Annotated in this window: 12 protein-coding genes; 7 read left to right on the forward strand and 5 right to left on the reverse strand. The window is 60.1% G+C overall.

Annotation, left to right across the window (positions count from 1 at the left end):
* Positions 1-4: 4 nt before the first annotated feature.
* On the reverse strand, positions 5-913 hold the full coding sequence (locus GZ092_RS06685; protein WP_293635536.1) for a DUF1932 domain-containing protein: 909 nt from the start codon (positions 911-913) through the stop codon (positions 5-7).
* A 157-nt stretch (positions 914-1070) separates the two neighbouring features.
* Here GZ092_RS06685 and GZ092_RS06690 point away from each other — a divergent pair, with 157 nt between their 5' ends.
* Positions 1071-3431: a response regulator gene (locus GZ092_RS06690; protein WP_293635537.1), complete on the forward strand. Its 2361-nt coding sequence runs from the start codon at positions 1071-1073 to the stop codon at positions 3429-3431.
* A 134-nt stretch (positions 3432-3565) separates the two neighbouring features.
* Here the strand turns inward: GZ092_RS06690 and GZ092_RS06695 are convergent, their stop codons facing one another.
* The 4 genes from GZ092_RS06695 to GZ092_RS06710 form a co-directional block, all read right to left on the reverse strand.
* Positions 3566-4696 (reverse strand): branched-chain amino acid ABC transporter substrate-binding protein, encoded by a 1131-nt coding sequence (locus tag GZ092_RS06695; protein WP_293635538.1) that lies wholly within the window; start codon positions 4694-4696, stop codon positions 3566-3568.
* A gap of 177 nt (positions 4697-4873) precedes the next feature.
* Entirely contained in the window at positions 4874-5221 is a 348-nt protein-coding gene (locus GZ092_RS06700) for a hypothetical protein (RefSeq protein ID WP_293635540.1), read from the reverse strand.
* Positions 5218-5658: a DNA polymerase III subunit chi gene (locus tag GZ092_RS06705; RefSeq protein WP_293635542.1), complete on the reverse strand. Its 441-nt coding sequence runs from the start codon at positions 5656-5658 to the stop codon at positions 5218-5220. The genes GZ092_RS06700 and GZ092_RS06705 overlap by 4 nt, the downstream gene beginning before the upstream one ends.
* Positions 5655-7175: a leucyl aminopeptidase gene (locus GZ092_RS06710; RefSeq protein ID WP_293635544.1), complete on the reverse strand. Its 1521-nt coding sequence runs from the start codon at positions 7173-7175 to the stop codon at positions 5655-5657. The genes GZ092_RS06705 and GZ092_RS06710 overlap by 4 nt, the downstream gene beginning before the upstream one ends.
* Before the next feature lie 66 nt (positions 7176-7241).
* On the opposite strand from GZ092_RS06710, the gene lptF reads away from it, so the two are divergent.
* The 6 genes from lptF to GZ092_RS06740 all read left to right on the forward strand — a co-directional run bounded on the left by lptF (position 7242) and on the right by GZ092_RS06740 (position 12428).
* Complete coding sequence (lptF, locus tag GZ092_RS06715) at positions 7242-8363, forward strand: LPS export ABC transporter permease LptF (protein ID WP_293635546.1); 1122 nt, start codon at positions 7242-7244, stop codon at positions 8361-8363.
* Entirely contained in the window at positions 8360-9493 is a 1134-nt protein-coding gene (lptG, locus tag GZ092_RS06720) for an LPS export ABC transporter permease LptG (protein ID WP_293635548.1), read from the forward strand. The genes lptF and lptG overlap by 4 nt, the downstream gene beginning before the upstream one ends.
* 60 nt (positions 9494-9553) lie before the next feature.
* Positions 9554-9931, forward strand: a complete 378-nt coding sequence (locus tag GZ092_RS06725; RefSeq protein WP_293635627.1) for a CbiX/SirB N-terminal domain-containing protein — start codon at positions 9554-9556, stop codon at positions 9929-9931.
* 101 nt (positions 9932-10032) lie between these two features.
* Positions 10033-10977 carry a CysB family HTH-type transcriptional regulator gene (locus tag GZ092_RS06730; protein ID WP_293635550.1) on the forward strand — a complete coding sequence of 315 codons (945 nt, stop codon included), beginning with the start codon at positions 10033-10035 and terminating at the stop codon, positions 10975-10977.
* A 5-nt stretch (positions 10978-10982) separates the two neighbouring features.
* Positions 10983-12179, forward strand: a complete 1197-nt coding sequence (locus GZ092_RS06735) for a pyridoxal phosphate-dependent aminotransferase (RefSeq protein WP_293635629.1) — start codon at positions 10983-10985, stop codon at positions 12177-12179.
* A 90-nt stretch (positions 12180-12269) separates the two neighbouring features.
* Entirely contained in the window at positions 12270-12428 is a 159-nt protein-coding gene (locus GZ092_RS06740) for a DUF3309 family protein (RefSeq protein WP_293635552.1), read from the forward strand.

Here is a 12428-nt window from a genome sequence, read left to right on the forward strand (position 1 = left end):
TTTGTCATTTCTGGCGGGCAGCCAGCAGCCGGTCGGCATAGTCCTGCCAGCAGGCAGCTTTGTCCAGGCCGGCAAACAAGCCTGCCCCGGCCTGATCGGCTACCGACTGGTGCCTGGCGGCAATGGCTGTCGCCATCAGCGGCTCGATCCCGGCCTCGCTCACCGTGTTGGCCGACTCGCGCATTTCTTCGGCGCGGCGCTGGCCGTGCTGCACCACGCGGCTGAAGAAATAGGCGCCCTGCGCGCTCCAGTCGATGCTCGGAAAGGTTTCCTGCAGTGTCGGCAGCACCTGGTCCTCGACGCCATAGGCGCGGGCCGTTGCATAGCTCTCGATCACCAGCGCCTCCAGCCCCTTGATCATGATGCTGCGGCACATCTTGATCGCGCTGGCCACGCCAAGCCGTTCGCTCACGGCCCTGGCACCCATGCCCCAGCTGACCAGAAGCGGCGCCAGTTCGGCGGCCTTTGCTCCGCCCAGCAGCATTGGCACCCGGATGCCGTAGGGCGGAACCGAGGTCATGACGCCAGCTTCAACGTAATGCGCACCTGCAGCCTCCAGCACGGCGGCACATTGCTGCTTGGTGCCGGGCGAAGCGGAATTGAGGTCGAGAAAGACCGTGCCCACGCGCATGAAAGGTACCGCTTCCTGCGCCACAGCCAGCGTGTTCGATGCCGTCACGGCCGAAATCACCAGTTCGCTGGCCTCGCACAGTGCCTGCATCGATGGTTGGGTGGCCACGCCAGCCGCTGCGGCGTGGGAAAGCTCTGCCGCCTGCGTTGCTGCATTGCCCAGTTTCAGGTCCCAGACGGACAATGCTGCCACACCGGCTTTGTCCTTCAGGCCGCTGCTGAAGATCTTGCCGACTTCGCCATAGCCGATCAGGCCAATACGTTCGATATGTTCGATGTGCATGCACTTGTCCTGTGAAAAAGAGTTGGAAGGGCGCAGCCACGCGCCGGAACGGCTTGCATTGAAAAAAATAGTGCCACATTCCGGCACGCTTTATTCTGCAGTGATCGAACGCAACAACCTGTATTTTCAGAGGGTCGGGCCAGATAAAATTGCCGTCATGAAGGCTAAAAAACAGCTGCCCTTCCTTACGGGCAACACCGAAATGGCTCAGCGAATGCGCACCCACGACTGGTCCACCTTTTCGCTCGGCACGCCCCAGCAGTGGCCCCAGTCGCTTCGCTCCGTGGTGCATCTGATGCTGGGTTCGGCCTTTCCCATGTTTGTGGCCTGGGGTCCGACATTGGCATTGCTGTACAACGACAGCTATGCGGAAATAATGAGCGACAAGCATCCGGCGGCACTGGGAAAACCCTTTTATGAAGTCTGGCATGAAGTGCATGACGATCTGGTGCCGCTGGTGCAACGCGCACTCGGGGGCGAATCTTTCTACATGGAAAACCTGCCGCTCCGGCTGAGACGCCATGGCTTTGACGATGACGCCTGGTTCACCTTTTCCTACTCGCCGGTGCTGGACGACGAAGACACGACCGCAGGCATTTATTGCGCCTGTGTTGAAACCACCGCCATGGTGCGGGCAGAACAGCAGCAGCGCGTTCAACAGCAAAGGCTTCAGGCGCTGTTTCGGCAGACCCCCGGATTCACTGCCGTGCTCCGCGGCCCTGACCATGTGTTTGAAATTGCCAACCAGTCCTACCTTCAACTGACTGGCTTTCGTGATGTGCTGGGCAAGTCAGTGGCTGAAGCCTTGCCGGAAGTGATTGGTCAGGGCTTCATTGAATTGTTGAACCGTGTCTACCAAAACGGCGAGGCGTATGTCGGTCATTCAATGCGAGTCATGCTTGGGCGGGAACGCGGAGCGCCCCTGAGCGAGACCTACCTTAATTTTGTCTACCAGCCCCTGGTCGATTCGTCCGGGCAGGTTGACGGCATTTTTGTCCAGGGCTATGACGTTACGCAGGAGCACCAGGCCCAGGAAGCGCTGCTGGCTTTTTCCAACAGCATTCCGGCGATTTCCTGGGTAGCGGACGCGGGCGGCGCCATTGAACGGCTCAATTCGCAATGGACACGCTACACAGGTCAGGATGCACAGGACGCGATGGGTGCCGGCTGGCGGGCGGCCGTTCATCCCGACGACAGCGCTGGAGCATGGCGGGCGGATAAGGAGAACGGCGAATGGGAAGGGGAATACCGCCTGCGGCGGCACGATGGCATTTATCACTGGTTCATCACCCGCGCAGTCGTCCAGCGTGGTGCCGATGGCGGTGTGCTTCGCTGGTTTGGCACCACGACCAACATCGAGGACGCCCGAAAGACCGCCGATGCATTGCGCAATGCAGACCGCCAGAAAGACGAATTTCTGGCCACCCTGGCGCATGAACTGCGCAACCCGCTCACGCCCATTCGCACTGCCGCCCGCCTGCTGGTGACTGCCGGAGCGGACGAAGCCGTACGGACACGCGCCACCCGCGTCATCCAGCGCCAGGCAGGCCACATGGCGCTTTTACTTGATGACCTGATCGACATTGCACGCATTACGCAGCGCCGGCTGGAACTGAAAAAGACCAGGGTGGACATTGCCTCTCTGGTTGAAAGCGCAGTGGAAGCGGCACAACCCGGCATCGACGCGAAGAACCATACCCTCAATATCGCGCTGCCAGACAACGCGTTGTGGATTGAAGCCGACCCGGTGCGAATGGCGCAGGTTCTGTCCAACCTGCTGAACAATGCCTCCAAGTACACCGACGCAGGGGGCATCATCAGCCTGGACATCCGGCTTGCAGACGCGCGGCTGGTGTTTGGCGTGACCGACAACGGCATCGGGATGAGCCCCGCCACGCTGCAAAAGGTGTTTCAGATGTTTGCTCAGGAGCAGACCGCCCTTGACCGGTCGGAAGGCGGATTGGGAATCGGACTGGCACTTTCCAAGGGACTGGTCGAACTGCATGGCGGCGAAATTTCAGCCCGCAGCGACGGACCCGGTCTGGGCAGCCGGTTTGAAGTCTGTATTCCCTGTGGTCCGACCACTTTCTCGGAGGATGCAAGGGATAAGAATACTGAAACGCCCGTCACCCCGGCCAAGCCCCTCACGGTCCTGATCGCCGATGACAACCGGGATTCCGCAGAAACACTGGCAGAACTTCTCCGGCTGGATGGCTACACGGTGGTCACGGCGCCGGATGGACTTCAGGCTGTTGCGCTGGCCATTGAGCTTAAACCCGATGTCATGGTGCTTGACATCGGAATGCCGGGCCTCAATGGCTATGAAGTTGCGCAGCGCATACGCTTGCAACCCGAGGGAAACTTTCCCCTGCTGGTGGCGGCCACAGGCTGGGGTCAGGAAGACGACCGCCTGAAAGCGCTTCAAGCCGGTTTCGACCTGCACCTGACCAAGCCTTTCGATCCCCAGGAATTGATTGATGTGATTGCAAAGCGGGCGATGGCGCTGGCCAGTTCCTGACGCAAGCCGAATGATGGCCATGAACTTCAATTGAAAAACGCCCTGCGCAAATTTCTTGCGCAGGGCGTTTTGGATTGAACTGTTGCCGCTTACGGGTCAGCGGGTCAACTGGCCTGCATCGGCCAGGACAGGTGTCAGTTCAGGGCCGATTTCTTGCCGTCCTTGTAGACATACAAGGTGATGGCGGGGTTCTTCAACTCGCCGTTCGGCTCGAAGGCGATGGTGGTCGTGACACCCTTGAAGTTCGACTTGATCAGCTCTGGCGTGAACACCTTCGGATCGGTCGAGTTGGCACGCTTCATGGCATCTACCAGAAGGTAGGTTGCGTCATAGGTGTACGGGCTGTAAACCTGGAACTGGTTGGGGTACTTGGCGTCATAACGCTTTTTCCAGGCTTCGCCGCCTGGCATTTTGGCGAGGGATGCACCGCCTTCAGCGCAGACCACGTTGCCGATGGTTTTCGCACCGGCAGCCAGTTTGGCCAGCTCTGCCGTACAAATGCCGTCACCGCCAAAGAACTTGACATTGCTCATGCCCAGTTGCTCCATCTGGCGCAGCATCGGGCCGCCCTGGGGGTCCATGCCACCGAAGAAAATCGCGTCAGGGGCTTTGGATTTGACAGCGGTCAGGATGGCCATGAAGTCGGTGGCCTTGTCAGTAGTGAACTGCTCGTCAACCACGGTCATGCCCTTGGCCATTGCTGTCTTCTTGAACACTTCGGCAACGCCCTGGCCGTAGGCCGTGCGGTCGTCGATGATGGCGACTTTTTTCAGCTTCAGTGCGTCGGCTGCGTAAAAAGCCAGTCCCGCGCCAAGGGCGTTGTCGTTCGCAATGATGCGGAAGGTGGTCTTGTAGCCTGGCTTGGTCAGGTTGGGGTTGGTTGCCGCACCCGTCACCATCGGAACGCCGCAGTCGTTGTAGACCTTGGAAGCAGGAATCGTCGTGCCGGAATTCAGGTGACCGACCACGCCCGAAACTTTGGAGTCGCACAGTTTTTGTGCGGCTGCCGTGCCCTGTTTTGGATCAGCGGCATCGTCTTCAGCCAGCAGTTCGAACTTGATTTTTTTACCGCCAATGACAATGTTCTGGGTGTTCAACTCTTCAACAGCCATGCGTGCGCCGTTTTCGTTGTCTTTTCCATAATGCGCCTGTGAACCGGACATGGGTGCCACATGGCCAATTTTCACGACAGCATCCTGAGCCGAAGCCATGCCACCCACCATCGCAAGGGCTGCCAACGCTGTCAATTTCAATTTCATCTGCATAAAAAAACTCCGGTTAGAAAATTACCTGTGAAGGTTGAGAACATTTTTTTAACTCAACGGGGCAGAACATAACGCAATTTTTAGGCCTGCACCATAGCAACGTCCCTAGGTTGTGTTTGATCAGAGGGTTTGCCCTGATATGGCGCAATTTTTTGTAAGAAATTTTGCCGGCAGGGTTCACGACAGGGTGGGTTTCTGGCTGTCGGGCTGCACCGGTGATGCAAGCATTTCACGCTCAAACGCCTGGCTGACCGACTCACGCACCACCCGCTCAATTTCATCCAGCAACTGTGGCAGCAGGGCCTGGACATGCGCGCGGATCAGTTGCTCGGTGGCCTCATGCAGGCGCCTTTCCAGCACCCCGTCGATACGCTGCAGCACCCGCTGAACCATCAACGCCTGCAGGTCTGTTGTGGCGGCCATTTCGGCCACCGCGACTTCATCTGCTATTTCTTGGGAAGACGCCGGATGAACGATGTCGGTCAGCGTGGGCACGTGCACCGGCGGCCCTGACAAACGGTTCATGGTGCGCCTGCGGCCCGCTGGGCCAGGTCGTGCCTTTTCAGCGTATAGCCGCGAGCCGCGTAATGCTTCCACCGGCTGCGCCCGGCCTGCGCATCTTCCGGTAACAGCGAAACCACTTCGATCAAGCGTTCAAACCCCTCAAACCCTGCAGGAAGCGCATGCCCCAGGTTCACCAGGATGCCCTGCTGCGCATAACCGGCAGGCGAAGCCGCCAGCACGACTGGCGTGAGCGCCAGCGTGGCGGGCGATGCAGCCGCCGTGCAATGCGGCACGAAATCAGCCGCAGAAAAAGTCCACAGCAACTCGTCGAGTCGGGCCAGCATGGCCGGCTCGGCCGTGACCGCCACTTTCGCGCCGCTCAGGTAGATTTTTCGCAGCAGCCGGCAGCCGTAAGCCAGCTTGTCGGCCGCATTGAAATGAAAGGCGATGTCGGTCATGCCCGGGTTTTAGCGGCGGGTGCGCGTCCTTTGGATGCTTTTGCCTTGGGCGCCGCTGGCGCCATGGATGCGGACGTCACCTGTGCCAGCAGAAAGTCCAGCAATAGCGGCACAGGACGGCCGGTGGCGCCCTTGGCCTGGCCGCTTTTCCAACCGGTGCCGGCAATGTCCAGATGTGCCCAGGCAAAGTCGGCCGCAAAGCGCTGCAGGAACTTGGCGGCCGTCACCGCGCCACCGGCACGGCCGGCCACATTGGCAACGTCGGCAAAATGGGTTTTCAGGCCATCCGCATAGTCGTCGTCCAGCGGCATGCGCCAGCACAGGTCGAGCGAGGTGTCGCCGGCCCGGGCCAGCGATTCGGCCAATGCCTCGTTGCTTGAAAAAAGCCCGCTCCGCACGTTACCGAGCGCCACCACGCATGCGCCTGTCAGCGTGGCGATATCCACCACGGCTCTGGGGTTGAAGCGCGCCGCATAGGTCAAGGCATCGCACAACACCAGGCGCCCTTCGGCATCGGTGTTGAGAATTTCAATGGTTTGTCCGCTCATGCTGGTCACCACGTCACCGGGCTTGACGGCTTTGTCACCCGGCATGTTTTCGCACGCTGGAATCAGCCCCACCACGTTGAGCGCCGGCTGCAATTCTGCCAGCGCCCGGAACGTGCCCAGCACGCTGGCAGCGCCGCACATGTCGAATTTCATTTCGTCCATTTCGGTGGCTGGCTTGATCGAGATGCCGCCGGTGTCAAAGGTGATGCCCTTGCCAATCAACACCACGGGCGCTTCGTCCTTGGCACCGCCGTCGTAGCGCAGCACGATGAAGCGCAGTGGTTCGGCCGTGCCCTGCGCCACCGCCAGGAATGCGCCCATGCCGAGCTTTTCAACCTCCTTGTGGCCCAACACTTCGGTCTTGATGCCGCGCAGCTTTCCAAGCTCTTTGGCCGCGCCCGCCAGCAAGGTCGGCGTGGCATGGTTGGCGGGCCGGTTGGCCCATTCCTTGGCCAGTTCGATGCCCTTGACGAGTGCGATGGCCTTGTCAAAACCTGATTGCACGGCTGCAACGTTTTCAACGGCAATGGTCACCTGCTGCAGTTTTGCCGCTACGGGCTTGGACTTGGTGGTGCTGTAGGCATAGCTGGCCTCGGCACAGGCGACGACAGCGGCGCGCACGGTCTCGGGCTGGACGTTGTCCAGCAAGCCAAGGAAAAGAACGGCGCGCTGTGCATTGCTGGTCTTCAGCACGCCCATGGCGGCATTGACAGCCGTACGGACGTTTTTTTCGCTGGCATCGCCTGCGCCGACCAGCACCACCCGCGTGGCCTCGATGCCCGGTGAGCGGTAGGCGTTCAGCAGCTTGCCCGGCTTGAGTTCCAGATCACCGGACTTGATGGCCAATGCGGCAAGGACGGACAAAGCGTCGCCTCCTGCCGCAAGGCCTTCAGGGACCAGCACCATCAGCGCATCGGCTTTTTCACTGCAGACAAGGGCACGGTTCAGGGTTTTAAGTTCAAAGTCCATAATTCAGGGTTGGGTAGAAAAACCAGCTTACACAAAATACAGCCGAGCAAGGCAGCCATCCAGTCAATGTTATTCCAATCTTCAATCCGCAAGGAACTGGCGCGCAGTTTCGGCGCCACGCTGGTGGTGCTGGTCACCATCGTTATGACCATCGTGCTGATACGCACCCTGGGACAGGCGTCGCGCGGCTCCATCAGCCCGCAGGACGTGATGCTCTATATGGCGTATTCAGGCCTGGGTCGCCTGCCGACCATCCTGACGCTTGCCCTTTTCATCGCCCTGGTCAGCACCTTGACCCGCATGTACCGCGACAGCGAAATGGTCGTGTGGTTCACCAGCGGCCAGGGACTGGCGGGCTTTTTGCGGCCATTGTTTCACTTTTCCTGGCCGGTGCTGATGGTCATCAGCCTCATGGCAATTTTTGTCTGGCCTTGGACCAACCAGCAAACCAGGGACATGCAAAGCCGCTACGAGCAACGCGGCGACCTGGACCGCATCACACCCGGCGTCTTTCAGGAATCCTCCAGCGGCAACCGGGTGTTTTTCATCGACCGCGAACTGGCCGGCGAGAAAGCCAGCAACAACGTCTTCATCGCCGCCACTGAAAAGGGGAAAAGCTCGGTCACCACCGCGCAGTCCGGCCGCATTGAAAGCCGTGGCGATGCGCAGTTCCTGATGCTTTCCAACGGCCAGCGGCTGGAGAACGAGATTGGCAAGTCAGCGCTCAAGATCAGCGACTTCAAGGAATACGGCGTCAAGACCGGCAGCTCCGGACTGTTGGGCGAAACGCCGCCGGAGGCCAAGCTGATGTCCAGCCGCGCGCTGATCAAGGAGCCAACGCGCAGCAACCTGGGCGAGTTGGGATGGCGGCTGGGCCTAGCCTTGTCCGCCATCAACCTGGTGGTGGTGGCGCTGGCACTGTCCAGCGTCAACCCGCGCGGTGGGCGCAGCAGCAACATGATTTTTGTCGTGCTGGCCTTCGTGGTTTACAACAACCTGGTCAATCTGGGGCAAAACTGGATCTTTGTCGGACTGATCGGTTTTGGCCCTCTTTTGCTGCTTCTGCATGGCGGGGTTTTGCTGCTGGCGCTGGCATGGCTGGCCAAGCGGCACCTGAACTGGCGCTTCGGGCGCACGCACCGCGCACTTGCTCCGGTATCCCCGGTTCAGGCCGGAGGACGGGCATGAAGACCATACGGCGCCTCATCTACCGCGAAGTTTTTACCTCGATCGCCCTGGTGGCACTGGGTTTTCTGGCCCTGTTCTTTTTCTTCGACCTGGTTGATGAACTGCAGTACCTGGGGAAAAACAACGGCCTGGTGGGCGACAGCACCTACCAGATCAGGCATGCGCTGCTGTATGTCGCCCTCTTGATTCCCAACCACCTGTACGAACTCCTGCCCATTTCGGTGCTGATTGGCAGTATTTTCGTCATGGCACGCCTGGCCCAAAGCTCGGAATACACGATCCTGCGCACCAGCGGCCTCGGCCCCTGGCGGGCGCTCAAGCTGCTGCTGTGGCTGGGCGCCTTTTTCGTCGCGCTGAGCTTTGTCGTGGGCGACTACATTTCGCCGGTCAGCGAACGCGCCGCGCAATTGCTCAAGGCGCGCTACCAGAGCAAGATCACGGTTGGCCAGACCGGCGCCTGGCTGAAGGAAAAGCAGGCCAGCAGCAGCTTTATTGTGAACGTCAGCGAGTTGTCGCCTGACAACGAAATGCATGGCGTTCGTATTTACGAGTTCGACAGCAAGGGCCTGATCGTCTCGACGACCGAAGCGCCCAAGGCAGCGTTTTCATCAAAAACTGCCTGGCTGCTGAGCAATGCCATGAGGACAGAGTTCGATGTCTCCGCCAGCGTCAATGCGGCCCCGCAGCAGGCCAAAGTCAGCCGCAGCGCCGTTGCCAGCTTTCGCTGGCCCACCGAAATCAGCACCGAAATGGTGTCTGTCGCGCTGTTGCGGCCCGACCGGATGGCCACGATCGACCTGTTCAATTACATCCGCCATCTGGAAGCCAACGGCCAGACATCGCAGCGTTACGAAATCGAGTTCTGGCGCAAGGTGTTCTATCCGCTCAGCTGCCTGGTCATGGTGATGCTGGCCCTGCCTTTTGCCTACCTGCATTTCCGCTCTGGCGGGATCACTGCCTATGTGTTTGCCGGCGTCATGATCGGCATCAGTTTTTTCCTGCTCAACAATGTATTCGGCTACATCGGCAACCTGCGCAACTGGCAGCCCTGGCTGGCAGCGGCCACTCCGGGACTGATCTACATGGCCGTTTCCATGGGTGCCTTCGGCTGGCTGGTGCTCAGGCGCTGACAGCCCATCCGTGCCTTTCGCTTTTCCAACAACTTGAGTCCTTTCATTTTCCAACGACTTATGCCCTCCACACTCCCCACGCCACGCGGCATTGTCCTGTTTGCCCATGGTTCGCGCGATCCGCTGTGGCGCTTGCCGATTGAAGCGGTCGCTGCACAGATCAGGGCACGGCAGCCTGGCGTCCTCGTGCGCTGCGCCTATCTGGAAATCTGCACGCCTTCACTGCCCGAAGCAGCTGCCGACCTCATGGCGGCGGGCGCCGGGGAATTGAGGGTTTTTCCGCTCTTTCTGGGGGTTGGCAAGCATGCGCGTGAAGACCTGCCGTTGCTGATCGAGGACATCAGGTCCGCGCATCCCGGTATCGCCATCGAACTGCTGCCGGCTGCAGGCGAATATATGCAAATGACAACCCTCTTGGCCGATATCGCGGTCGCCTGAACACGGCTCGGCAGTGCGCAGCGTCCCGTGGAGTGGCGTTGCGGCAAGTTTCGTTAATGCATTCAAGTGATAATAAAATCAATAAACAGCATAAATTTCATATGAACCTGCACCAATTCCGCTTTGTCCAAGAGGCTGTCCGCCGCAATCTGAACCTGACCGAGACCGCGCGTGCATTGCACACCTCGCAACCCGGCGTTTCCAAGGCCATCATTGAACTGGAAGAAGAACTGGGCGTGGAAATCTTTGCACGCCACGGCAAGAGGCTCAAGCGCGTGACCGAACCCGGCGAACATGTGCTCAAAAGCATCGAGCTGATCATGCGGGAAGTGGGCAACCTGCGGCGCATCGGCGAGCAGTTCTCGGCGCAGGACAGTGGAACGCTGTCGATTGCCACCACCCATACGCAAGCCCGCTACGTGCTGCCGCAACCCGTGGCCCGGCTGCGCGAGGCCTTTCCCAAGGTCAATGTCAGCCTTCACCAGGGCTCGCCCGACCAGGTGGCGCGCATGGTGCTTGAAGAAGTCGCCGAAATCGGTATTGCCACCGAATCATTGACCCAGTACGACGACCTGGTAACGCTGCCCTGCTATGAATGGCAGCACATGCTGGTGATGCCGAGCGACCATGCGCTGGCGCGTAAGGAACACATAACGCTGGAAGACCTGGCGCAGGAGCCGCTGATCACCTACCACCCGTCGTTCACCGGCCGCACCAAGATTGACCTGGCATTTGCCGCCCGGCACCTGCATCCGCGCATTGCCCTGGAAGCGATCGACTCCGACGTGATCAAAACCTATGTGCGACTGGGACTGGGCGTCGGCATCGTGGCCGAAATGGCGGTCAGGGACGACGGCACCAATGCCGACCTGATTGCCTTGCCGGCAGGGCATCTTTTCGGCGTGAACGTAGCCCGCGTGGCCTTCAAGCGCAGCGCCTACCTGCGCAATTTTGTCTATAAATTCACTGAACTGCTTAGCGACAAGCTCAACCGCGACCTGGTGGCCCGGGCCATGGCAGGCCGCCTCAACGACGACGAGGTTTGAACATGATGACGAACGCTTCCACCAACCCAACCGCCAGCGTGGCAAGAACGCCCAGGCTCGCCAGCCGGCTGCCACGGGTCGGCACCACGATTTTCACCGTCATGTCGGCGCTGGCTGCTGAAAAGGGCGCGGTCAATCTCGGGCAAGGGTTTCCGGATTTTGACTGTGACCCGCAACTGGTCGAGGCCGTCACCGGCGCCATGCAGCGCGGCCTGAACCAGTACCCGCCCATGGCCGGCGTCCCGGTGCTGCGCGAAGCCGTCGCGGCCAAGCTGGCGGCCCTTTATGACCGCAGCTACGATCCGGTCAGCGACATCACCATCACTGCGGGTGCCACGCAGGCCATCCTCACCATCATCCTGGCCATCGTGCATCCGGGCGACGAGGTGATCGTGCTGGAGCCGTGCTACGACAGCTATGTGCCGAACATCGAACTGGCAGGCGGCACGGTCGTCCGGGTGCCGTTGACGCCCGGAACGTTTCGTCCGGATTTTGACAAGATCAGGGCAGCCATCAGTCTCCGCACGCGTGCCATCATCGTCAATTCGCCACACAACCCGAGCGCAACGGTCTGGACAGAGGCCGAGATGCTGCTGCTTCAGGAGCTCCTGGCCCCCACCGATGTCCTGCTGATCAGCGACGAGGTCTATGAGCACATGGTGTTCGACGCCGCACAGGGCAACCTCCACCAGAGCGCCGCGCGCTTTGCAGGGCTTGCGGCCCGCGCCTTCATCGTCAGCAGCTTTGGCAAGACCTACCATGTCACGGGCTGGAAGGTCGGCTATGTCGCTGCGCCGGCCAGCCTGATGGCGGAATTTCGCAAGGTACACCAGTTCAACGTGTTCACCGTGAACACGCCGGTGCAGCATGGCCTGGCCGCCTACATGGCCAGCGACCGGCCTTACCTGGACCTGCCGGCCTTCTACCAGCGCAAGCGCGACCTGTTCCGCACCGGCCTGGAAAACACGCGCTTCAAGCTGCTGCCCAGCGAAGGCAGCTTTTTCCAGTGTGTCGATATTTCAGAGGTCAGTGATTTGGGTGAGGCGGATTTCTGCCACTGGCTGACGACCGACATTGGCGTGGCGGCGATTCCCTTGTCGGCGTTTTACGGAGACGGGTTTGACCAGCGCGTCGTGCGCTTCTGCTTTGCCAAGAAGGATGAAACCCTTCACCTGGCACTGGAACGGCTAGCCCGACTGTAGGCAACTCCTGACGCCTGTATCAGCCGCCTTCCTGCTTGACGCATGCAAGCGTGCGGCAAGAATACAGACATACAAAAAAAGGAGTTTTCCATGTCCATTTCGCTTATTCTGCTCATCGTCCTTATCCTGATCCTGGTCGGCGCCCTGCCCAGCTGGGGCCACAGCCGCAACTGGGGTTACGGTCCCAGCGGCGGCATCGGCCTGGTGGTGATCATCCTGATCGTGCTGCTGCTGATGGGCCGGATCTAA

Source organism: Polaromonas sp., from assembly GCF_010365105.1.
GTDB lineage: Bacteria > Pseudomonadota > Gammaproteobacteria > Burkholderiales > Burkholderiaceae_C > Polaromonas.